Annotated in this window: 23 protein-coding genes; 15 read left to right on the top strand and 8 right to left on the bottom strand. The window is 66.8% G+C overall.

All coding sequences use genetic code 11. The features are described 5' to 3' along the window. Window positions 1–18: 18 nt before the first annotated feature. On the top strand, window positions 19–1,845 hold the full coding sequence (locus RMCB_RS14530; protein ID WP_029370649.1) for an amino acid permease: 1,827 nt from the start codon (window positions 19–21) through the stop codon (window positions 1,843–1,845). After that, window positions 1,842–2,720, top strand: a complete 879-nt coding sequence (locus RMCB_RS14525; protein ID WP_062829310.1) for a universal stress protein — start codon at window positions 1,842–1,844, stop codon at window positions 2,718–2,720. The genes RMCB_RS14530 and RMCB_RS14525 overlap by 4 nt, the downstream gene beginning before the upstream one ends. Here RMCB_RS14525 and RMCB_RS14520 read toward each other — a convergent pair. After that, a complete protein-coding gene (locus RMCB_RS14520; protein ID WP_062829309.1) occupies window positions 2,681–3,328 on the bottom strand; it encodes a TetR/AcrR family transcriptional regulator in 648 nt (215 codons plus the stop codon). The two genes, RMCB_RS14525 and RMCB_RS14520, sit on opposite strands and share 40 nt — an antisense overlap. 14 nt (window positions 3,329–3,342) lie before the next feature. On the opposite strand from RMCB_RS14520, the gene RMCB_RS14515 reads away from it, so the two are divergent. From RMCB_RS14515 to mscL, 4 genes are all read left to right on the top strand, one after another. Further along, window positions 3,343–3,759, top strand: coding sequence for a DUF6463 family protein (locus tag RMCB_RS14515; RefSeq protein WP_062829308.1), 417 nt, complete (start codon window positions 3,343–3,345; stop codon window positions 3,757–3,759). A 204-nt stretch (window positions 3,760–3,963) separates the two neighbouring features. Continuing rightward, window positions 3,964–4,290 (top strand): FmdB family zinc ribbon protein, encoded by a 327-nt coding sequence (locus RMCB_RS14510; protein WP_072278474.1) that lies wholly within the window; start codon window positions 3,964–3,966, stop codon window positions 4,288–4,290. Between the two features lie 70 nt (window positions 4,291–4,360). Beyond that, complete coding sequence (locus RMCB_RS14505; RefSeq protein ID WP_062829306.1) at window positions 4,361–5,002, top strand: SAF domain-containing protein; 642 nt, start codon at window positions 4,361–4,363, stop codon at window positions 5,000–5,002. A gap of 101 nt (window positions 5,003–5,103) precedes the next feature. Next, window positions 5,104–5,508 carry a large-conductance mechanosensitive channel protein MscL gene (gene mscL / locus RMCB_RS14500; protein ID WP_051243936.1) on the top strand — a complete coding sequence of 135 codons (405 nt, stop codon included), beginning with the start codon at window positions 5,104–5,106 and terminating at the stop codon, window positions 5,506–5,508. 72 nt (window positions 5,509–5,580) lie between these two features. Here the strand turns inward: mscL and RMCB_RS14495 are convergent, their stop codons facing one another. The 7 genes from RMCB_RS14495 to RMCB_RS14465 all read right to left on the bottom strand — a co-directional run bounded on the left by RMCB_RS14495 (window position 5,581) and on the right by RMCB_RS14465 (window position 12,095). After that, window positions 5,581–6,237 carry a porin MspA gene (locus RMCB_RS14495; RefSeq protein WP_062829305.1) on the bottom strand — a complete coding sequence of 219 codons (657 nt, stop codon included), beginning with the start codon at window positions 6,235–6,237 and terminating at the stop codon, window positions 5,581–5,583. Window positions 6,238–6,891: 654 nt separating this feature from the next. Further along, window positions 6,892–7,434, bottom strand: a complete 543-nt coding sequence (locus tag RMCB_RS14490) for a MogA/MoaB family molybdenum cofactor biosynthesis protein (RefSeq protein WP_072278485.1) — start codon at window positions 7,432–7,434, stop codon at window positions 6,892–6,894. A gap of 32 nt (window positions 7,435–7,466) precedes the next feature. Then, the gene (locus RMCB_RS14485; RefSeq protein WP_029374185.1) at window positions 7,467–8,825 is read right to left on the bottom strand and encodes a S1C family serine protease; all 1,359 of its coding nucleotides are present in this window, start codon (window positions 8,823–8,825) and stop codon (window positions 7,467–7,469) included. Window positions 8,826–8,980: 155 nt separating this feature from the next. Continuing rightward, window positions 8,981–10,465 (bottom strand): HAMP domain-containing sensor histidine kinase, encoded by a 1,485-nt coding sequence (locus RMCB_RS14480; protein ID WP_062829548.1) that lies wholly within the window; start codon window positions 10,463–10,465, stop codon window positions 8,981–8,983. 7 nt (window positions 10,466–10,472) lie between these two features. Continuing rightward, on the bottom strand, window positions 10,473–11,159 hold the full coding sequence (locus RMCB_RS14475; protein WP_062829547.1) for a response regulator transcription factor: 687 nt from the start codon (window positions 11,157–11,159) through the stop codon (window positions 10,473–10,475). Window positions 11,160–11,216: 57 nt separating this feature from the next. Further along, on the bottom strand, window positions 11,217–11,393 hold the full coding sequence (rpmF, locus tag RMCB_RS14470) for a 50S ribosomal protein L32 (RefSeq protein WP_029374188.1): 177 nt from the start codon (window positions 11,391–11,393) through the stop codon (window positions 11,217–11,219). A 141-nt stretch (window positions 11,394–11,534) separates the two neighbouring features. Continuing rightward, entirely contained in the window at window positions 11,535–12,095 is a 561-nt protein-coding gene (locus RMCB_RS14465) for a hypothetical protein (protein ID WP_062829304.1), read from the bottom strand. A 346-nt stretch (window positions 12,096–12,441) separates the two neighbouring features. On the opposite strand from RMCB_RS14465, the gene RMCB_RS14460 reads away from it, so the two are divergent. From RMCB_RS14460 to RMCB_RS14420, 9 genes are all read left to right on the top strand, one after another. Further along, window positions 12,442–14,139: an acyclic terpene utilization AtuA family protein gene (locus RMCB_RS14460; RefSeq protein WP_072278473.1), complete on the top strand. Its 1,698-nt coding sequence runs from the start codon at window positions 12,442–12,444 to the stop codon at window positions 14,137–14,139. After that, the gene (locus tag RMCB_RS14455; protein ID WP_062829303.1) at window positions 14,136–15,284 is read left to right on the top strand and encodes an acyl-CoA dehydrogenase family protein; all 1,149 of its coding nucleotides are present in this window, start codon (window positions 14,136–14,138) and stop codon (window positions 15,282–15,284) included. The genes RMCB_RS14460 and RMCB_RS14455 overlap by 4 nt, the downstream gene beginning before the upstream one ends. A 91-nt stretch (window positions 15,285–15,375) precedes the next feature. Next, complete coding sequence (locus tag RMCB_RS14450) at window positions 15,376–16,971, top strand: acyl-CoA carboxylase subunit beta (protein WP_062829302.1); 1,596 nt, start codon at window positions 15,376–15,378, stop codon at window positions 16,969–16,971. A 9-nt stretch (window positions 16,972–16,980) separates the two neighbouring features. After that, window positions 16,981–18,963: an ATP-binding protein gene (locus RMCB_RS14445; RefSeq protein ID WP_062829301.1), complete on the top strand. Its 1,983-nt coding sequence runs from the start codon at window positions 16,981–16,983 to the stop codon at window positions 18,961–18,963. Then, window positions 18,960–20,117, top strand: a complete 1,158-nt coding sequence (locus RMCB_RS14440) for an acyl-CoA dehydrogenase family protein (RefSeq protein ID WP_062829300.1) — start codon at window positions 18,960–18,962, stop codon at window positions 20,115–20,117. Before RMCB_RS14445 ends, RMCB_RS14440 begins: the two co-directional genes overlap by 4 nt. A 31-nt stretch (window positions 20,118–20,148) precedes the next feature. Further along, window positions 20,149–20,916 (top strand): enoyl-CoA hydratase family protein, encoded by a 768-nt coding sequence (locus tag RMCB_RS14435; protein WP_062829299.1) that lies wholly within the window; start codon window positions 20,149–20,151, stop codon window positions 20,914–20,916. Between the two features lie 134 nt (window positions 20,917–21,050). Next, complete coding sequence (locus tag RMCB_RS14430) at window positions 21,051–21,497, top strand: ester cyclase (RefSeq protein WP_029374196.1); 447 nt, start codon at window positions 21,051–21,053, stop codon at window positions 21,495–21,497. A gap of 139 nt (window positions 21,498–21,636) precedes the next feature. Next, window positions 21,637–22,119, top strand: a complete 483-nt coding sequence (locus RMCB_RS14425) for a hypothetical protein (RefSeq protein ID WP_062829298.1) — start codon at window positions 21,637–21,639, stop codon at window positions 22,117–22,119. Between the two features lie 15 nt (window positions 22,120–22,134). Further along, window positions 22,135–22,848 carry a hypothetical protein gene (locus RMCB_RS14420; protein WP_062829297.1) on the top strand — a complete coding sequence of 238 codons (714 nt, stop codon included), beginning with the start codon at window positions 22,135–22,137 and terminating at the stop codon, window positions 22,846–22,848. The last annotated feature ends 1 nt before the right edge of the window (window position 22,849 follow it).

Here is a 22,849-nt window from a genome sequence, read left to right as displayed (position 1 = left end):
CTCGTGGAAGAGTCAGTAATGGGTGAAGCACCAGCGCTGAAAAAGGCGCTCAGCCAGCGACAGCTGAGAATGATCGCAATCGGAGGCGTCATCGGCGCGGGCCTGTTCGTCGGGTCCGGCGTCGTCATCAAGGACACCGGCCCCGGCTCCTTCATCACGTATGCCCTTGCCGGCGTGCTGATCATCATGGTCATGCGGATGCTTGCCGAGATGGCGGTGGCCAATCCGTCCACCGGTTCGTTCGCGGACTATGCGCGCAACGCGATGGGCAACTGGGCGGGCTTCTCGGTCGGCTGGCTCTACTGGTACTTCTGGGTCGTCGTCGTGGGCTTCGAGGCGATCGCAGGGGCCAAGATCATCCGGTACTGGATCCCGGCCGCCCCGATCTGGCTGACGGCGTTGCTGCTGCTGGTCGCGATGACGGCGACCAACCTGTTCTCGGTGTCGTCGTTCGGCGAGTTCGAGTTCTGGTTCGCCGGTGTCAAGGTCGCCGCGATCATCGTGTTCCTGGTGCTGGGCGGGTTTTTCGTCTTCGGGATCTGGCCGCACAAGTCGATGGACTTCTCGAACCTGACGTCGCACGGCGGCTTCTTCCCGCTGGGCCCGGCAGCCGTCACGGTCGGCGTCGTCACGGTGATCTTCTCGATGGTCGGCGCCGAGATCGCGACCATCGCGGCCGCCGAATCCTCCGATCCGGAACGTGCCGTGGCCAAGGCCGCCAACTCCGTGATCCTGCGTATCGCGATCTTCTTCGTCGGTTCGGCGTTCCTGCTCGTGACGATCCTGCCGTGGAACAGCAAGCAGGTCGCGGCATCCCCGTTCGTGTCGGCGTTCACCGAGATGGGCATCCCCTACGCCGACCACATCATGAACGCCGTGGTGCTCACCGCCGTGTTGAGCTGCCTGAACTCCGGCATGTACACCGCGTCGCGGATGCTGTTCGTGTTGGCCGCCCGCCGCGAGGCGCCGCCGCAACTGGTCTCGGTCACCCGACGCGGGGTTCCCGCCGCGGCGATCCTGACCTCGTCGGTGATCGGCCTGCTGTGCGTCATCGCGGCGGCCTTCTGGCCGGACACCATCTTCGCGTTCCTGCTGAATTCCAGCGGCGCGGTGATCCTGTTCGTCTACCTGCTCATCGCGGTGTCACAGATCGTGCTGCGGTACCGCACGTCGCCGGACAAGCTCAAGGTGAAGATGTGGCTGTTCCCGATCCTGTCGATCCTCACCGCGGCAGGCATCTTCGCGATCCTGGTGCAGATGTTCATCCAGGGCGGCGACAACCGCAGCGCACTGACCTTGAGCCTGCTGTCGTGGGCCGTGGTGATCGTGCTGTACGTGGCCAACCGGTGGTACCTGAGCACCAGGCCGGAGGTGGCCGGCGTCGCACCCACCGAGCATCCGCACAGGGTGCTGGTGCTGGCCAATCAGACGGTGCAGTCCAGCGAGTTGCTCGACGAGCTGCGCCGCATCGGCGCCGACCGGGAAGCCACCTACTACGTGGTGGTGCCCGCCAGCCCCATCGAGACCGGCGCCGCGGCCAGCCATGGACCGCTGGACGTCTGGGAGGCGACGAAACAGGTTGCCCAGCAACGGCTTGACGACACGCTGCAGACGCTGCGCGCCGACGACCTCGACGCCAACGGCGAGCTGGGCGACTACCGCCCGCTGCGTGCCCTGTCGGCAGCCGTCGATGCGTTCCATCCCGACCAGATCGTGATCTCGACACTGCCGCCGGAGGATTCGGTGTGGGATCGCTTCGACGTGGTCGACCGCGCCCGCGCCGAGCACCAGATCCCCGTCACCCACGTGGTGGCGCGGACCGCGGCACAGGAACCCGCGTCGTGACCATCCTGGCCGCCTTCAGCGCGAGCAGTCACGGCAGCGCCCCGCTGAACCTGGCCGCACAGCTCGCCCGCACGACCGGGGACAAGGTGGTCGCGGCAGCCGTGGTGGAACGGCCGTGGCCGCCCAGGGGCGACCCGGTCGAGGACGAGTACCTGCGGTACATCACGACGCAGGCCACCCAGTCGCTGGACCGCGCCGTGGCGGGGCTGCCCAAGGACGTCGACATTCCGACCACGGTTCACCAGTCCAGTTCCGTACCAACGGGTTTGATCGAGCTGGCAGTGGCCAATCAGGTCAACCTGGTGGTGGTCGGGTCGTCGTCCACGGGCCTGCTGGGCCGGGTCGCGCTGGGCAGCGTCACCGAACGGCTCGTGCACACCGCAGAGGTACCGGTAGCCATCGCGCCCCGGGGCTACCCGCAGAACGCCGGGCGGATCCGCAGGCTCACCGCGTCCTACGGCGGCGAGGCCGACATCAACGGCCTCATCCCGGCCGCCGCCGAACTGGCGGAGAAATGGTCGGCGAAGCTGCGCATCGTGTCGTTCACGGTACGCAACACCAAGGCGTTCCGCGGCATCATCGAATCGTCGGCCGAGGATCTGGTGGTGGAGCAGTGGACACGGCGCACCGTCGCCGATATCACCAAGCAGCTCAACGATATTCGTGAGCACATGACGGTTCCGGACGTCGACGTGGTTGTCGGCGCGGGACACGACTGGAACGCGGCGGTGGAGAGCGTGTCGTGGGAGGCCGGGGACATGCTCGTGCTCGGGTCTGGGGCGGCTGCCCAATCGGCGCAGGTGTTCCTCGGCTCGGCCGCGGCGAAGATCTTGCGTCACGCGCCGGTGCCGGTGATGATCGTGCCGCGCCGCTGATCGCGCCTCGGGCGTAGCCCGGCGTCGAGAACTGTCATGACCCGCTCGGACAGGGCTGTCGCGCTGGTGTCGGGAACCTGCCCGTCGCCGGCCGCGACAGCCAGTCCGTGCATCATCAGGTGAATGGTGAGCGTGACGTCCTCCAACGGCAAGTCGGCGATCTCACCGGCATCGCGGGCATCGCGCAGAGCCTCCTGCGCCTGCAGCCGCAACCGCTCCTCGGCCTCGGCGAGTTCGGGATGCCGCGTCCGATCACTCAGCTCAGGGCCGCGCATCAGGCGGTACAGGGCGTGTTCGGCCATCGCGAAATCGATGTAGGCACAGGTCATGCGGTGCAGGGTCGGGATGCCGGGCGCCCCTTGGCTGCGGACCAGTTTCGCCTTGGCGGTCAGATCGTCGAACCCCTGCGCGGCGACGGCGGCCAGCAGCGCCTCCTTGTCGGCGAAATGCCGATATGAAGCGGCAGGCGACACCCCCGCCCGGGCGGCCACCGCACGCAATGTGACCCCCGTGGTCCCGGTTTCCGCGAGCAGCGCGCGCGCCTCGACGATCAGCGCTCGGCGCAGGTCACCGTGGTGATAGGTCTTGCGACCAGATGTGAACGTCATTAACATCCTTCAATGTGAACAACCGAAACATTACCGCCTGGGGCGGTCGGCTGGCCGTGGCCGGCGGCGGTTTTCATGTCGCGGCAGCGGCCGTGAAACGCAGAGCCGTGTGGTCCCAGGTCCTCGACGAAGGCGTGGCGAACACCGTGACACTGGATCCGCCACCCGATCGCGTCGCGGTCGCCGAGGCATTCTGGTTCAGCCCCGGCAGTTTCGGGGTCCCGCTCGGGTTGATCGGACAGCTCGTCCTGCACATGACCCGCCGAGGACACCCGGTTCCCGCCTGGCTCGGCTGGGTGATCGTGGCGTGGGCCGGCCTCCTCGGGGTGATGGTTCCGAAATCGGGTGCATGGGCGATCATGACGGTCGGCGCACTCATCATCGCGGGAGAGTCGGGCCGCGATCGAAAAGCCTTGGCCGCCAAGGCCTAACAACCGCCGAGCCCGTCGGACATCGTCCGCTTCCGCTCGACCGCCCGGCATGTCCGTGCCGCTCCGAGCGCCGCGCGGACCGTGCGGATCACCGTCAGGCATCCGCGCGCACGCGTCGGCGGGCGGGAATGACCCGACCCGCATAGCGGTTCTAGCACTTAAGCCGGTAGAGTGCTAACGAGATTGACTTAGTCGGAGGTTTTCGTGCCTACCTATTCCTATGCATGCACCGAGTGCGGCAACCGGTTCGATGCGGTGCAGGCGTTCAGCGACGATGCGCTGACGACCTGCCCGAAGTGCTCCGGCAAGCTGCGCAAGCTGTTCGGCTCGGTGGGAGTGGTGTTCAAGGGCAGCGGTTTCTACCGCACCGACAACCGGGAGTCGGGCAAGAGCTCGTCCAACGGTTCGGCCAAGAGCTCGGAGAGTTCCAGCTCGTCGGAGAAGGCCTCGTCGTCGGCGTCGTCCTCCAGCAGCTCGAGCAGCTCGTCGAGCAGTTCCAGCTCCGCCCCGGCCGCCGCCGCGTCGAGCTGATCCGCCGAGTTATCCACAGGTCGGCCGCAACACTGTTCCGGCGTCGCATCGCGGCGCCTACGGTGACGCCATGGCCGAATCCCTCAATCCTTCGGCACTGCGCCGGCTGACCGCTGCGCTGCGTCCCGACTGGACGCGCACGGTCGCCGCCAGGCGCGTCGCGGCCGCCGCTCTGGTGGTGCTTGCCGCCGTCGCCGCCGTGCGCGCTGATCCGAGAGGTGACCAGGCCGAAATCGCGGTGGCCGCCCATGACCTGACACCGGGCGTGACGCTGACCGCCGAGGACGTCCGGATGGAGAGCCGTAGCTCCGACACCCTGCCCGACGGCGCCCAGACCGACCTCACGGCACTGATCGGCGCCACGGTCGCCGGACCCGCCCGCCGCGGAGAAGTGCTGACCGACGTGCGCCTGCTCGGTCCCCGGCTGACCGAGTCGGCCGCGGGGCCGGACGCCAGAATCGTGCCGCTGCAACTGCAGGACACCGCCGTGCTCGACCTGATCCGGCCAGGCGACGTGGTCGACGTGCTCACCGCGGGCGACAACGACGAATCCCGGCCGCGGGTGATCGCCACGGATGCCGTGGTGGTTCTGGTGTCAGAGAAGCCCAAGGGCGGCGGCGAGCGGGTCGCATTGGTGGCCCTGCCCGCACGGCCCGCCAACGATGTGGCCGCAGCAAGCCTGGTCGCTGCCGTGACCGTTGTGTTGCATTAGCGGTGCACAGCAGCGACGACTGAACTCTGCTGACACCTGCGCACCTCGGTTAGTGTTCGCTTGTCTGCACAAACCATCGTCACTGCAGGAAGGGTCCCCGCATGTTAAAAGGCTTCAAAGAGTTCATGATGCGCGGCAATATCGTCGACCTGGCGGTAGCTGTGGTCATCGGTACCGCGTTCACCGCGCTCGTCACGAAATTCACCGACAGCATCATCACCCCACTGATCAACCGCATCGGCGCGGGCAAAGAATCCGACTACGGCATCCTGCGGATCCCCATCGGTGGCGATCAGGCCATCGATCTGAACATCCTGCTGTCGGCGGCCATCAACTTCGTGCTGATCGCGGCGGTCGTGTACTTCCTGATCGTCATGCCGTACAACGCGTGGCGCAGCCGCAGCCCCGCGCCCGAGCCCGACGCGACCGAGGCGGAACTGCTGACCGAGATCCGCGACCTGCTCGCCGCACAGGCCAAGCAGAACGGCGAGAACAAGCCGTCCTAGCCGGAACCTACCCCGAAGACGAGAGCGGCCCCCGGAGGAATCCGGGGGCCGCTTCGTGTGTCCTGGGAGATGTCAGTTCATGTTCCAGGGTTCGCCGTAGGTGGTGACGCTGTCACCGGTGGAGGCGATCAGGCGGGCGAACGGACGCAGCAGCACGCCGCCGGCCGCGCCGGTCACGGTGCCGTGCGCGTTGGACACCGCCACACCGCCAGCCGGGCCCTTGACGTCCACGGAGAAGGTCGCGACCTCCTGGATGCCCGGGCCGTTACCCAGGTCCGCCGAGATCGACACGCCGGGGAACAGGTTCGGGGTGATGACCGAGCCCAGCGGGTTGAAGCCGGCCGAGAGCGGGTTGATGTTGGTGTCGTCGAGCAGGATGTTGGGCGTGGTGTAGCTGAAGTTGATGCCCACACCCAGCGACCACGGGAAGCCGATCTGGTAGCCCAGCTCCAGGGTGCCGGCGAAGTCGGCGGCGCCGGGGCCTTCGACGTGGTACTTGGCGCGACCGGAGTGGAACCACTCACGGGTCAGGCGGTTGCGGTCGAGCGGGAACACACCGTTGAGGAACGTGTCCCACTGCTGGACCGTCAGGGTCCGATCCTGGCCGTCGACCAGGCTCAGCTCATTGTCCAGACCTGCGTGCGCGGTACCGGTGCTCACGAACAGGGTCGCGAAGGCACCTGCCATCGCAACCACCAGCGCGGTCAGCACCCGACTCAATGCCTTCATGTTCTCCCTAGCTATGTCGTTGTAGGGGCGCCCGACCGACTGCGGTCGCGCTCCCGGCAAGACCAGTGATGTGACCCGGATTAGAAGGGTCACACCTTGTCCTTACGTTTCGCTCATCGTTGACACGAGGAACATAACGGGGAGGCATCCGACCGGCAACGCAGGCGCTAATCTGCAGGCACGTCAGCAGATGGGCGACAAAAGTTTGCTGAGTTCGGGTGAACAGATGCTCAAGTGCGCAGGGGCAGGGGCGTTCGCGCTGCCCGGCAATGCTGTGACGTAGTTCGCTTCGCTAACGGAAGTTGAGCCAGATCACACTGTTGACCGTGCATTTACGGCGTTCACTGTGCCAACACAGCTCAACCGTGATGAGGCGGAATATTGCTCCGAAGCCACCGGTCGTGCTCGTCGGCCTCCTCCGGCGAAGCTTCGTCGCGCTCGCTCGCAGCGATCTCCGGCAGCGTGTCCCCGAAAATTTTGTTAACTAGGCGCCGTGACGGCTGGGGCTCATGAGTCATCCACATTCCCCTTTGTGACGAAGATCACATTTATTGCCGGTGAGTTATTAACTGACCGGTAACCTGACCGCTCCATCGATATTGCATTTGCCATCTCCAACGAAAACGGCGGCCGTCGGCCGCCGTATCGCGCTGGTTAGATGTCCAAGCTTGATAACTGTCCGATGATCTGCACCGCCAGAGGGCCCAGCGTGGCCATGCCGTCGCGGACCGCCGAGCGGGAACCGGCCAGGTTCACCACCAGCGTGCTGCCCGAGATACCGGCCAGGCCGCGTGACAACCCGGCATCGGCGATACCCGCGGACAGGGCGGAGGCGCGCAGCGCTTCTGCGATACCGAGCAGCTCGCGGTCGAGGATGTCGCGCGTGGCCTCCGGGGTGACATCGCGCGGCGTCACGCCGGTACCCCCGACGGACACCACCAGATCCACACCACCGATGACCGCCGTGTTCAGCGCGTTGCGGATCTCGACCTCATCGGCCGAGACGACCACGACGCCATCGACGACGAAACCGGTTTCACCGAGCAATTCGGTGACCAACGGACCGCTGTGGTCCTCCTCGCCGTGCGCGGTGCGATCGTCGACGACGATGACGAGTGCCCGCCCCACCAACTCCCCTGGTTGTTCCATGCCTGCAACCGTATATGTGCGGGCAGACAGCGGCGCAGCCACTCGCAATGACACTTGTCCCGGAGTAGGCGTCAGGATCCTCACTGGTCGGCCTTCCCCAACGTCACGGTCACGGTCTGCGGTTTGCCAGTCTGGTCGAGGTAGGTCAAGGTGACCTTCTCACCAGGCGCCTTGGACCGCACGGCGGCAACGAGTGCGTCGGCGCTGGGGATCACCCGGTCGTCGACCTTGGTGACCACCACTCCGCTGGGCAACCCGGCCGCGGCGGCGGCCCCGTCCTTGGTCACCTCGACGATCTTGGCGCCGTCGGTGGTGGCGTCATTGCTCACCTGAACCCCGAGGGACGCATGGGTCGCCGTGCCGTTCTGGATCAACTCGTCGGCGATCCGCTTGGCCTGGTCGACCGGGATCGCGAAGCCGAGGCCGATCGATCCGCTCTGGGCCTGCGGGGAATCGCCACCCATGGTCGCGATCGCGGAGTTGATCCCGACGAGCTCGCCGTTCATGTTGACCAGCGCGCCGCCCGAGTTGCCCGGGTTGATCGCGGCGTCGGTCTGGATGGCGTCGAGCACGGTGTTCTGGTTGCGCGCGTCACCGCCTGCGGCGACGGGACGATTGAGCGCACTGACGATGCCTGTGGTCACCGTGCCTTCGAGTCCCAGCGGCGAGCCGACCGCCACCACGTCCTGGCCGACCCGCAGGTTCTGCGAGGATCCGAGCGTGATCGGGGTGAGCCCCGATGCGCCCTGCGCCCGGACCACGGCGATGTCGCTGCTGGGATCGGTACCGACGACGGTGAACGGCTTGGTGCTGCCGTCCGAGAACGTCACCTTGGTCTGCGCGCCGCCGCCGGGGGCGCCCGGCGCTTGCTTGGCGGCAGCGACGACGTGGTTGTTGGTCAGGATCAGACCGTCGGCGGTCAGGATGATGCCCGACCCCTCTTCAGAGGCCCGGCCCATATCGGTTTCCAGCTTGACCACGCTGGGCACGACCTTGGCGGCCACCTGCTCCACCGAGCCGGCGGGCAAGGCGGCGGCAGGCACGCTCGGTGCCGCGCTGTTGGACTCGGCGCCCAGGTGCGGGCGGTCCTGATGGGTGACGACGGTGGCGACGCCCCCGCCGATGCCCGCCGACACCACAGCCAGCGCCAGGGCACCGGCCGCCAGACCAGCCTTGCCCCGCTTCTTGACGGGCGCGACCACCTGCGGTGTCGCCGGGGCGACGCGGTAGGGGTCATACGGCGGGCGATAGGCCGGCTGCTGCGGCTGGTGATGGGCGTGCGGCTGCTGATGAGGCGGCGATGGCGGCTGCTGACGCGCGTAGCGCCAGTCATAAGCCTGCGACTGATAGGGGTCGGGTTGCCCCTGGTAACCGGGAGCGCCGCCGCCGGGACCCTGGCCGGGCTGCTGGGGTGGTGAGTACCTGGGGTGGTTCGTCATGGCGGTGCGGTGCTCTTCTCTTGTGAAGGTCTATCGGCTCGCGTACTACTCAACAAACGAAGAAGGTGTTCCCTAGGTTGCCCAGGTGAACTGAGAATCCACTTAGAGAACCGTTGGTTGCACCCATGATTTATCCCCGGCCGTAGTTAACTGTCTCACCTTTTGTCTGCGCTCACCGCATCGTCGTCGGTGGCGTCGTCGGCGTGTGTCGCGGCAGCCTCGGGTAGTCCGGCGGGAAGCGGCATGCCGGGCAGGATCAGGTGAATCGATGCCCCGGGCGGATCGCCACCCGGCACGGTTTCGTCAATCCGAAGCGCGCCACCATGTTTCAGCACAACCTGTTGCACGATGGCCAATCCCAGGCCTGATCCGGGCATCGCCCTCGCGGCCGTCGAGCGGTAGAACCGCTCGAACACCAGCCGGCGTTCTTGGGGCGGGATACCGGGACCGTGGTCGGACACCACCAATTCGGCGTGCACAGGATCGATCTGACGCAGGGACACCGTGACCCGGCCCCCGGGCGGACTCCACTTGGCGGCGTTGTCCAGCAGGTTGAGCACAGCCCGGCCCAACCCTGGCGCGTCGCCGTAGACCTGCCAGCCCGTCATCGCGACGTCGAACTGAATATCGTTGCGGCGCCGACGAACTCGCTCCAAGCTGCGGTCGACCACCTCGACCATGTCGACCGGTTCGTGGGTCACGCCGCCCGCGTCGTCCCGCGTCAGGTCCACCAGATCGCCGACCAGCGTGGACAGTTCCTCGATCTGCGCGATCACGTCGGCGCGCAGCCCTGCCATCTCCTCCTCGGGCAGCGGCGGCGCCCCGGGGGCCTGCGAGGCCATCAGCAGCTCGACGTTGGTGCGCAAGGAGGTCAGCGGCGTACGCAGTTCATGCCCGGCGTCCGACACGAGCCTGGCCTGCCTGTCCCGCGATTCGGCCAACGCGCGCAGCATCATGTTGAACGCCTCGGTGAGCCGCGCGAGCTCATCACTGCCGACGACCGGAATGGGCCGCAGATCGTCGGTGCGGGCGACGCGTTCGGCGGCTTCGGTGAGTCGTCCGACCGGCCGCAGACCGGCCCTGGCGACGGCACCACCTGCCATCGCAGCCACGGCGACACCGACCCCGCCGACGATCAGCAGCACGGTGCCCAACCGCCTGAGCACCTGCCCGGTCGGCGCCAGGCTCTTGGAGATCAGCAGGGAACTGCCGTTGGCCAGATGCACCGCGAGCACCCGCTGGTGATTGACAGTGCGCAGCGACATCAGCAGCTCACCGGAGATCACGTCCTTCTCCGGCTGCCCGAGGGGCAACATCTGTCCCTCCTGATTGGCCGTGTAGATGGAGCGACCCGGGATCACCAGCATGGCGTTGACGTCGGAATAGGCCGTGCCCTCGATGGCCTTGCCCGGATCGGCCGCCAGCGACCCACTCTCGATGAGCAGCCGGGCCCGGCTGTGCAGCTGGTTGTCCAGGTCGTCGTAGAGCGCGCGGGACACCACGGCGTAGACCGCGACGGCCATCAGCACGACCACCATCGCCACCATCGACATCGCCAGCATCATCACGCGCCAGCGCAGCGACAGTGAACTGGTATTCGGCAGCGTTCCGGGCCGCCAGGTGTTCGGATTGAGCGACATCATCCGATCAGGGCGGCGTTTCCCGCAGCACGTAGCCGACGCCGCGGACGGTGTGGATGAGCCGCAGCTCGCCGTCGGCTTCGGTCTTACGGCGCAGGTAACCGATGTAGACCTCGAGCGCATTGCCCGAGGTGGGGAAATCGAAGCCCCACACCTCTTCGAGGATGCGGCTGCGGGTCAGCACCCGCCGCGGATTGGCGATCAGCATTTCCAGCAGCGCGAACTCGGTGCGGGTCAAGCTGATGTGACGTTCGCCGCGGGTGACCTCGCGGGTGACCGGATCCAGCGTGAGATCCGAGAACGTCATCTTCTGCGATTCGGCTCCGTCGTCGGACACGGTGCGCCGCAGCAACGCCCGCATCCGCGCGAGCAACTCCTCAAGCGCGAAAGGCTTGGGTAGGTAGTCGTCGGCCCCGGCATCCAGCCCCGCGACCCGCTCGGACACGGAATCGCGGGCCGTCAGCACCAGGATGGGTAGATCGTCACCTGTGCTGCGAAGCTGCCGGCAGACTTCAAGACCATCCAGCCGCGGCATCATCACATCGAGAACCACCGCGTCGGGCCGGTCATCGGCGATCAGATCGAGAGCTTCGACCCCATCCTGGGCGAGCTGGACTGAATAGCCATTGAAGGAAAGCGACCGCCGCAGTGATTCGCGCACAGCGCGATCATCGTCAACGACAAGTATGCGCACAGCCACAGTGTCAACGCTCTATCTGAGATTGACCTGAGAGGCGCGCCGCAAAAACGCCTAGCGTCGGCGATCCAGGTCGAGCAGACCCAGGCGGGCGGCCTTCAACAGGCGGCGCGGCACCTTGTGCTGCTGACCCGCGACACTGACACCGACCAGGCCGGTGGCCTCGGCTTTCCACTGCGCGCGCCGACTACGGGTGTTCGCGCGCGACATTCTGCGCTTGGGCACAGCCATGACGTGCATCTCCTTGCTTGGGGTTGCCGCGCGCACCGCAGCGGCAGACGATTGCACTACAGAGTAACGGTTGACCTGCGTCGGTTCCAAAACGAGCAGGCCGCGTAGACGACGCCGCAGGACGCCGTCCGTCAAGCCTACCTAGCTGCGGCAGCTCCGCACGCCGCTGGGCACGCCGGTCTGGTTGGCGACGCTGACGTTGCACTCGCGGATCACCACGGTCTGCGAATAGACCTTGCCGGGGATGGTCTGGGCACCGTTGCGCCCACCGGTTCCGGTGTTGAGGATCCCGGTGACGTAGCCGTTGCTGCCGTCGCCGGCGTAGTACACGTCCCCCGTGCTCTCGTCCGTGGTGAGCGTGCCCCGGGTACCGAACGCCCGGTGGTACTGGACGCCGAGGGCCGAGTTGTCGACCGCGGTGTTGAGGTCGCTGCCCTGGTTGAACACGGTGTCCCCGACAGTCTGGATCGCCCGCACGCCCGGCGCCGGGTTCTTGAAGTCCGGCCGGCCGACGTTGTCGGCCATGGTCGAGACCTTGTGGTTCACGTTCTCCGGTTCGCTACCCGCGGCGTTGTCGACGCCCGGCGTCGCCTGCGCAAGGCCCGCCGGCGCGATCATGGCCAGCGCTCCGCCTGCGACGACTCCGCCCAGAATGGTGCGTGCCCGCTTCGAGTGCGGCGACATTGCCCGGTGCTTGGCCATCCGGTTCCCTTCCCCAGCCGTAGGGCGTGGCGACGACCACCACGCGTGCGTTCAGGCGACATCCTGCGGCATGAACGGGCCGGGATTACTCCTGGTCACGACGCATATTTTCGAACGCAAGCAACCTGAAGGAGAGGGGCCGCCGTCACCTGCGTAAATAACCGGCGACATGCTGTGAGAACGCTGAAATTTCTATGGGATCGCGGCGACCGGACGCGGCGCGGGCCACGCTGTGCCCACGGGGCGCCGGGGCGAACTCCCGAACCCGCCCCCTTGACGTGAGACCGGCGGTACCCGATAACCTACCGGTTGGTTGGGTCGCTCATCGGCGTCGACGGGAGTACGTGTGCCACCTGCAGTACGCATCGGCAACTGTTCGGGTTTCTACGGGGACCGGCTCTCCGCGATGCGAGACATGCTCACCGGCGGGGAGCTGGACTATCTGACCGGCGACTACCTCGCCGAGCTCACCATGCTGATCCTCGCCCGCGACCGCGCCAAGAACCCCGACCGCGGATACGCCAAGACCTTCCTGCTGCAGTTGGAGGAATCGCTTGGGCTGGCCCTCGACAACGGCGTCAAGATCGTTGCCAACGCCGGCGGGTTGAATCCGGCAGGGCTTGCCACCGCAGTGCGCGCCCTCGCCGAACGGCTGGGTCTCGACGTCAATGTCGCACATGTGGAGGGCGACGACCTGGTGAGCCGGGCCGGTGAGCTCGGGCTGGGATCGCCGCTGGCGGCCAACGCCTATCTGGGTGCCTGGGGCATCGTCGACTGCCTGGGCAGCGGCGCCGACGTCGTCGTCACCGGCCGGGTCACCGACGCATCGGTGATCGTCGGACCCGCCGCGGCGCACTTCGGTTGGAGCCGAACCGATTACGACGCACTCGCCGGTGCCGTCGCCGCGGGCCACGTCATCGAATGCGGCACCCAGGCCACGGGCGGCAACTACGCGTTCTTCACCGAGATCCCTGACCTGCAGCGGCCCGGCTTCCCGCTCGCCGAGATCTCCGCCGACGGCTCGTCGGTGATCACCAAGCATCCCGGAACCGGCGGCCAGGTCAGCGTCGGCACCGTCACCGCACAGCTGCTCTACGAGATCAGCGGCGCCCGCTACCCCAATCCCGATGTGACGCTGCGCGTCGACTCGCTGCAGTTGAGCCAGGACGGCGACAACCGCGTGCGCGTCTCCGGCGTCAAGGGCGAGGCTCCGCCTCCGACGCTGAAGGTGTCACTGAACAGCATCGGCGGCTTCCGCAACGCCGCGACGTTCGTGCTGACCGGACTCGACATCGAAACCAAGGCCGCGCTGGTACGCAGTCAGCTGGAAGCGGGCCTGAAGGTCAAACCGGCCGAGCTCGAATGGTCGCTGGCCCGCACCGACCATCCCGATGCCGACACCGAGGAGGCTGCCAGCGCGCTGCTGCACTGCGTGGCCCGCGACCCGGACCCCAACGTCGTCGGCCGCCAATTCTCCGCGGCGGGAGTCGAACTCGCGTTGGCGAGCTACCCGGGCTTCACCACCACCGCGCCGCCGGGAGACGGTCAGGTGTACGGCGTGTTCACCCCCGGCTACGTCGATGCGACCCTCGTCCCCCATGTCGCGGTACACGCCGACGGCACCCGGGTCGACATCGCACCGGCCACCGAGACACGTTCTGTCGCACCGGTTTCCGAACCGGAATTGCCCGCGCCGTTGCCGGCCGGACCCACCCGGCGAGTACCGCTCGGCACCCTCGCCGGGGCCCGCAGCGGCGACAAGGGTGGGTCGGCGAATGTCGGTGTGTGGGTACGCACCGATGAGCAGTGGCGGTGGCTGGCCCATGCGTTGACGGTGGACACGCTGCGTGAATTGCTCCCCGAGACAGCGGATCTGCCGGTCACCCGGCATCTGTTGCCGAATCTAAGGGCCGTGAACTTCGTCATCGAAGACATCCTCGGACAGGGCGTGGCATATCAGGCCCGATTCGATCCGCAAGCCAAGGGGCTGGGCGAGTGGTTGCGCAGCCGTCATATCGACATCCCGGAGGAACTCGTCAAGTGAGCATCTGGAACACCCCCGAACGCGAGGCGCTGCGTAAAACCGTGCGCAGCTTCGCCGAGCGCGAGGTGCTGCCCAACGTCGCGGAATGGGAGCGCACCGGCGAACTCCCCCGCGAATTGCACCGCAAGGCAGGCGAAGCCGGACTGCTCGGCGCGAACTTTCCCGAATCGGTCGGCGGCGGTGGCGGCGACGGCGCGGACGCGGTGATCATCTGCGAGGAGATGCACTACGCGGGCGCCCCCGGCGGGGTGTTCGCCTCGCTCTTCACCTGCGGCATCGCGGTGCCGCACATGATCGCCTCGGGCGACGAGCGGCTCATCGAGACCTATGTGAAACCCACGTTGCGTGGCGAGAAGATCGGTTCCTTGGCCATCACCGAACCGGGCGGCGGCTCGGACGTCGGGCACCTGACCACACGTGCCGTTCGAGACGGTGACGACTACGTCCTCAACGGCGCCAAGACCTACATCACCTCCGGCGTGCGGGCCGACTACGTCGTGACTGCGGCGCGCACCGGCGGGCCCGGCGCGGGCGGAGTCTCGCTCATCGTCGTCGACAAGGGCACACCCGGATTCGAGGTCAGCCGCAAACTCGACAAGATGGGCTGGCGCTCAAGCGATACCGCCGAGCTGTCCTACACCGACGTGCGAGTGCCCGCGGCCAATCTGGTCAGCGCGGAGAACTCCGGGTTTCTCCAGATCGCCGCGGCGTTCGTCTCCGAACGGGTCGGCCTCGCCGCCCAGGCATATGCCAGTGCGCAGCGTTGTCTGGACCTGACCGTCGAGTGGTGCCGCAACCGCGAAACTTTCGGCAAGCCATTGATTTCCCGCCAATCGGTGCAGAACACGCTGGCAGAGATGGCTCGGCGTACCGACGTGGCTCGCGTGTACACGCGCAACGTCGTCGAGCGGCAGCTCGCAGGCGAAGCGAATTTGATCACCGAGGTCTGCTTCGCCAAGAACACCGCGGTCGAGGCCGGCGAATGGGTGGCCAACCAGGCCGTCCAGCTGTTCGGCGGCATGGGCTACATGGCCGAGTCCGAGGTGGAGCGGCAGTATCGTGACATGCGCATCCTGGGCATCGGCGGCGGAACCACCGAGATTCTGACCTCACTGGCCGCGAAGACGTTGGGATTCCAGTCATGAGCCGATACACCGCTACCCCGAGCGTGAAACCTCTGCGAAAAATCGGTGAAAAAGTCGCAGTAGCTTCACATTCGCGAATGGAAGGCCAGTCATGACGGCGCTCAAATCGACCATCGACCCGAGCTCTCCCGGGTTCCTCGAAGCCGCTGAGGTGATGACCACCAAGCTTGCCGAACTCGACGCCGAACACGCCAAGGCGCTGGCCGGTGGCGGGCCGAAGTATGTCGACCGGCATCACTCGCGCGGCAAGCTAACCGCGCGCGAACGCGTCGAGCTGCTGCTGGACCCCGACGCTCCCTTCTTGGAACTGAGCCCGCTCGCGGCGTGGGGCAGTGACTTCGCCGTGGGCGCCAGCGTCGTCGCGGGCATCGGCGCCGTCGAGGGCGTCGAGTGCCTGATCGTCGCCAACGATCCGACCGTCAAGGGCGGCACCAGCAACCCTTGGACGCTCAAGAAAGTGTTGCGCGCCAATCAGATCGCGCTGGAGAACCGGCTGCCCGTGATCTCCCTGGTGGAGTCCGGCGGTGCTGACCTGCCCACCCAGAAGGAGATCTTCATCCCGGGCGGGCAGATGTTCCGTGACCTGACGCGACTGTCGGCCGCAGGCATCCCGACCATCGCGCTGGTGTTCGGCAACTCGACGGCCGGCGGCGCCTACATTCCCGGCATGTCCGATCACGTGGTGATGATCAAGGAACGCTCGAAGGTGTTCCTGGCCGGACCGCCGCTGGTGAAAATGGCGACCGGCGAGGAATCCGACGACGAATCCCTGGGTGGCGCCGAGATGCACGCCCGGACTTCGGGATTGGGTGACTACCTGGCCGCCGACGAACTCGACGCCTTCCGCATCGGCCGGCGCATCGTGGCCCGGCTGAACTGGCGCAAGCAGGGCCCCACCCCGGCGCCGGTGGTCGAGCCCCTGTTCGACCCCGAAGAACTCGTCGGCATCGTCCCCGCCGATCTGCGCATCCCGTTCGATCCGCGTGAGGTCATCGCCCGCATCGTCGACGGCTCGGATTTCGACGAGTTCAAGCCGCTGTACGGCTCGTCGCTGGTGACGGGCTGGGCCACGCTGTACGGCTATCCGATCGGCATCTTGGCCAATGCTCGCGGTGTGCTGTTCTCCGAGGAGTCCCAGAAGGCCACCCAGTTCATCCAGCTGGCCAACCGGGCCGACACCCCACTTCTGTTCCTGCACAACACCACCGGCTACATGGTGGGTAAGCAGTACGAAGAGGGCGGCATGATCAAGCACGGTTCGATGATGATCAATGCCGTGTCCAATTCGACGGTGCCGCACATCTCGCTGCTGATCGGGGCGTCCTACGGCGCGGGCCACTACGGCATGTGCGGGCGGGCCTACGATCCGCGGTTCCTGTTCGCCTGGCCCAGCGCGAAATCCGCGGTGATGGGTGGGACGCAGCTCGCCGGGGTGCTCTCGATCGTCAGCCGCGCGGCCGCGGCAGCCCGCGGGCAGGAGGTCGACGAAGCGGCCGACGCCGCGCTGCGGGCTGCCGTCGAGTCGCAGATCGAGGCCGAGTCGCTTCCGATGTTCCTGTCCGGAAGGCTGTACGACGACGGCGTCATCGACCCCCGCGACACCCGCACCGTACTGGGAATGTGCCTGTCCGCCATCGCCAATGGCCCGATCGAGGGAACGTCGAACTTCGGCGTCTTCCGGATGTGAGCTGACAACATGCCAATCACGAGAGTTCTGGTCGCCAACCGCGGGGAGATCGCCCGGCGCGTGTTCGCCACGTGCCGACGGCTCGGCATCGGCACCGTCGCGGTGTACACCGACCCCGACGCCGGCTCGCCACACGTCACCGAGGCCGATGCGCGCGTACGCCTCACCGGCAATACCGCGTACCTCGACGCCGCGCAGATCATCGCCGCAGCCCGCGCCGCGGGAGCCGACGCGGTCCATCCCGGCTACGGATTCCTTTCGGAGAACCCCGATTTCGCGGCAGCCGTGATCGACGCGGGGCTCACCTGGATCGGACCTCCGGTGCCCGCCGTGCAGGCGATGGGCTCCAAGATCGAAGCCAAGAAGATGATGGCTGCAGCCGGCGTGCCGGTGCTCGCCGAGCTCGATCCGGAAACCGTGACTGCCGAGCAGCTTCCGGTGCTGGTCAAGGCCTCCGCGGGCGGCGGTGGGCGCGGTATGCGGGTGGTGCGCGACATCGCGTCACTGCCGACGGAAGTCGCTGCGGCGCAACGGGAGGCGCAGTCGGCGTTCGGCGACCCCACGGTGTTCTGCGAGCGCTACCTGGCCGCAGGCCACCACGTCGAGGTTCAGGTCATGGCCGATGCCCACGGCACCGTGTGGGCGGTCGGCGAGCGTGAATGTTCCATCCAGCGCCGCCACCAGAAGATCATCGAAGAGGCCCCGTCGCCGCTCGTCGAACGCACCCCGGGTATGCGGGGCAAGTTGTTCGAGGCGGCCCGGCTGGCAGCGGAGGCCATCGGCTACACCGGTGCCGGCACCGTGGAGTTCATGGCCGACGATGACGGCGAGTTCTTCTTCCTGGAGATGAACACCCGCCTGCAGGTCGAGCACCCCGTCACCGAGGCCACCACGGGCCTGGATCTGGTCGAGCTGCAGATCGTGGTCGCCGACGGTGGCCGGCTCGATCCCGAGCCCCCACCGGCGTGGGGCTCCTCGATCGAAGCCCGGCTCTACGCCGAGGATCCGGCCAAGGGTTGGCAGCCGCAGGCCGGCACGGTGCACCGGTTCGCCGTGCCCGGCGCGCCGGTCGAGTTCGACGAGCTGAGCCGCGCCGGGGTGCGGGTCGACGCAGGCATCGAGGACGGCTCGGTGGTGTCGATCTTCTACGACCCCATGCTGGCGAAGGTCATCTCGTATGCACCGACGCGTCGTCAGGCCGCCGGAATACTTGCGGACACGTTGGCCCGCACCCGGATTCACGGTGTGCGCACCAACCGCGACCTGCTGGTCAACGTGCTGCGCCACCCGGGCTTCCTCGACGGGGCCACCGACACCGCGTTCTTCGACACCCATGGTCTCGACAAGCTGGCAGCCCCACTGACCTCGCCGGAGTCGGTGACGCTGAGCTCCGTCGCCGCGGCCCTCGCCGACTCGGCCAACAGCCGCAGCACCGCAACGGTTTTCGCCGCCGCCCCGAGTGGTTGGCGCAACCTGGCCTCGGGATACCAGACGAGGACATACCGTGAGGCCGATACCGAGCACACCGTCCGGTACCGGTTCACCCGCACCGGCGTGGACCTGCCCGACCACCCCGGCGTCACGCTCGTCTCCGCGGCACCCGACCGGGTGGTGCTCGCTGTCGACGGTGTCGAGCGGGCGTTCGACATTGCCCGTTACGGGAAGCCCGATGCTCCTGACGTTTTCGTCGACTCCCCGCTGGGCCCGGTGCAGCTGGCTGCCCAGCCGCGCTTCCCCGATCCCGATGACGCTGTCGCCCACGGCTCGCTGCTGGCGCCCATGCCCGGCTCGGTGCTGCGGGTAGGCGCGGCAGTCGGAGACACCGTCACCGCCGGCCAACCGCTGATCTGGCTGGAGGCGATGAAGATGGAGCACACCATCGCCGCGCCCGACGACGGTGTGCTGGCCGAACTCAATGTCGCCGCGGGCCAGCAGGTCGAGGTCGGCGCTGTCCTTGCCCGGGTGGAATCTCAAGAAGGAGAACAGCAGTGAGCTTCATCGAAACCGAAGAACAGCAGGCGCTGCGCCAGGCGGTGGCGGCGATGGCCGCCAACTACGGCCAGGACTACTACCTGGAGAAGGCCCGCTCGGGCCAGCACACCACCGAATTGTGGAACGAGGCAGGCAAACTCGGCTTCATCGGGGTGAATCTGCCCGAGGAGTACGGCGGCGGCGGCGCGGGCATGTACGAACTGAGCATGGTGATGGAGGAGATGTCAGCGGCCGGGTCGGCGCTGCTGATGATGGTGGTCTCCCCCGCCATCAACGGAACCATCATCTCCAAGTTCGGCACCGAAGAGCAGAAGAAGCGCTGGATCCCCGGCATCGCCGACGGTTCGATCACCATGGCTTTCGCCATCACCGAGCCCGACGCGGGGTCCAACAGCCACCGCATCACCACCACGGCACGCCGCGATGGTAGCGACTGGATCATCAAGGGCCAGAAGACCTTCATCTCCGGTATCGATCAGGCGCAGGCCGTTCTCGTGGTCGGCCGCACCGAGGATCACAAGACCGGCAACCTCAAGCCGGCCTTGTTCGTCATCCCCACCGACACTCCCGGCCTGCACTGGACCAAGATCGAGATGGAGATCACCAGCCCGGAGAGCCAGTTCCAGGTGTTCCTCGACGATGTGCGTCTGCCGTCCGACGCGCTGGTCGGTTCGGAGGACGCGGCCATCGCGCAGTTGTTTGCCGGGTTAAACCCGGAGCGGATCATGGGCGCCGCGAGCGCGGTGGGCATGGGCCGGTTCGCCATCAACAAGGCCGTCGACTACGTCAAGACCCGCCAGGTCTGGAAGGTTCCGATCGGCTCTCACCAGGGCTTGTCACATCCGTTGGCGCAGAACCACATCGAGATCGAGCTGGCCAAGCTGATGATGCAGAAGGCGGCGACTCTGTACGACGCCGGCGACGATTTCGGTGCTGCCGAAGCCGCCAACATGGCCAAGTACGCGGCAGGCGAGGCCTCGGTGCGTGCCGTCGACCAGGCCGTGCAGTCGCTCGGCGGCAACGGGTTGACCAAGGAGTACGGCATCGCTGCAGCGGTGACCGCGTCGAAGCTGGCGCGTATCGCCCCGGTCAGCCGCGAGATGATCCTCAACTTCGTGGCGCAGACGTCGCTCGGCCTCCCCCGGTCGTACTGATGAGCGCTTGCGCGAAGAAGAGAGAGCACTGATGAGCGAACTCGTTCGCTATCACGTCGAGGGCGCCGTCGCCCGGCTGACGCTGGACTCACCGCACAACCGCAACGCGCTGTCCACGGCTCTGGTCGACCAGTTGCACCAGGGCCTGGACCGCGCGGCCGCCGACCCGGCGGTGCGGGTGGCGGTGCTCGGCCACACCGGCGGAACCTTCTGTGCGGGAGCGGATCTGAGCGAGGCAGCCGGTCAGGACCCCGGGGACGTCGCCGTCGACCGCGCCCGTGAGATGACCAAGACCCTGCGGGCCATCCTCGAGCTGCCGGTGCCGGTCATCGGGGCGATCGACGGCCATGTGCGCGCCGGCGGCCTGGGTCTGGTCGGTGCGTGCGATCTCGTGGTGGCCGGTCAGAACAGCACGTTCGCCCTGACCGAGGCGCGGATCGGCGTGGCACCGTCGATCATCTCGCTGACCCTGCTGCCGAAGATGACGCCACGTTCGGCGGGTCGCTACTTCGTGACCGGCGAAAAGTTCGGCGCCGCCGAGGCTGCGGCGATCGGATTGATCACGCTGGCCACCGACGACGTCGAGGGCACTGTCGCAGGCCTGGCCGCCGATATCGCGAAGGGTTCGCCGCAGGGCCTTGCCGCGTCGAAAGCGTTGACCACCGCGACAATTCTGAAGTCGTTCGATGACCGGGCCGAGGAATTGACGCGTATGTCGGCCGAGCTGTTCGTCTCCGACGAAGCCCGCGAGGGCATGCTGGCGTTCCTGCAAAAACGTCCGCCGAGTTGGGTGGTTTGACGCAGGTCAGCTATCTGCGGATTGTTGCCTGTGGCAGCATCTGACCGGCTGCGGGTGTCACAAGGGGTCTCACAGGAATACCGTTTTCGTGCGGACATTCTCTGCCGTGCGGTATTCACCGAAAGGCCTCAATCATGGCCGAAGATCAAAACAAAGCGGTTTCCCGGAGAATCTGGGAGGTATTCGCATCAGGCGATCTGGCCGAACTCGACGACCTTGTCGCCGAGGGCGCTGCCTACCACGACACGCAGGACCCGTTCGGAGACCAACGCGGGCCCGAGCACATGAGAAGCCTCATGGGCATGTATCGGCAGACGTTCTCCAACATACGATTTGACATCAAGCAACAGGTCGCCGAGGGCGACTACGTGTGCACCCTGCTCGAGGCGCAGGGCGACGACACCGGCGGTCTCATGGGTCAGGCCGCCACCGGTCGGCATGCCAGGATCATGCTCACCATCACCGATCGGCACGAGGACGGCAAGATCGCCGAGAGCTACGCCACCTGGGACACCTTGGGCATGCTTCAGCAGCTCGGTCTCGTGCCGGCCGCAGCACAGCAGCCGACGGCGTCGGCCTGAGCCCACAACAGCCACAGCCGCTCACCGGCACCAGCCTCCGAGGTTGCGGTGGATCGTCCCGCAACCGCTGTCGCCGGTGAGCGGCTGCCGCGCGCAATTGGTGCATCGGACGCCGAGTAGCCGCGTTTAGGCTCGGAGGGTGACTGACGACTTGGGCGCGGGCCAGATCTACGTGCCTGCGGACAGCCCGATGCGGCCGCTGTGGGATGCCATCCGCAAATTGCCCTGCCCGATGGTGAAGTACCCGAACGTCGCGCTGCAGGGCGAACCCCGGCCCGAAGTCGGCGACATCCACCCGTCGCAACCCTGGCAGCCCATCGGCGCAAAGGTCGACGGCTCTCCTGACGTGTCGGTCAACCACATCGTGCCCAAAGTCGAATTGCTGTATCTGCCCCGCTTTCTGGAGCTGTCCGCTGACCACATGTGGGAAGTCATCCACGGCGCGCTGAACCTGCAGTGGTTGCCCACGCGGGTCAGCCGGTTCCACAAGGGCTCGCGCAACGCCGAAGACATGGTCGGGGTCGACGAGGCCTGGAAACAAGAACAGATTGCGTTGCAGCACCGCAAGCGCAGGGAGCTCACCGAAATCATCCATGCGCTCGCGGACAGCGCTGTCCACTGACGAAAGGATGACTCCGTGGCGGGTATCGACACAGCGGCGCTGACCCAAGCGTTCTCCGACTGGGCGCCGAATCAGTTCGCCATCCTTGAGCCCGGCGAAGACACGCGTCACCGCATTCCCGACGCCTGGTGGCCCACAGCTGCGTCCCCCGATCCCGACGAACGCAAAGTCGCCGCGATGGCGTTGTGGAACAACGACTTTCTGGCGATGATCCCCCGTTTTGCGCAGGCCTTGCGTGAGCGCCTGGTCGATGTCCGCGTCGTGCAGCATTCCTGGTTGCCCGCACCGACGTTGGACTACGTCCTGATCGACGACGAGGGACGCCACGCCGTCTGGCTCGGCGAGGATCCCGCCACGTTCGGCGACACCGAGCCGACGTTCTTCGAAGCCCTACCGCCGCAGGCCGATACCTTCCTGCGCAGCGTGCACGCCGGGTTCACCACGTGGGACGGGGAATCCTGCGGGCTCATCGCGCCTGCCCGCATGCAGACATATGCGGCCTATGTGGGCTGGCCCGAGCCGTTGTCGGCGCCCCCTGCAGATCTCGAGCCCGACAGCATCCACCCGCTGCGGATGCTTCGGATCGGCGGACGCGAGTCCTACTCGGATCTGCTGGTATCCCCTGACCATCCACAGGGTTTCGCCATCACGTACTTCGAGCCTGATTTCGATGTCACCCTGTTCGGGCACGCGCTCGACGAGCTCATGATGATGGCGCTGGAAGGCTGAG

It is taken from the genome of Mycolicibacterium brisbanense, from assembly GCF_001570425.1.
In the GTDB taxonomy this organism is placed as follows: domain Bacteria; phylum Actinomycetota; class Actinomycetes; order Mycobacteriales; family Mycobacteriaceae; genus Mycobacterium; species Mycobacterium brisbanense.
Note: the sequence above shows the minus strand (reverse complement) of the source record. Positions and strands in the feature narration are given on the sequence as shown.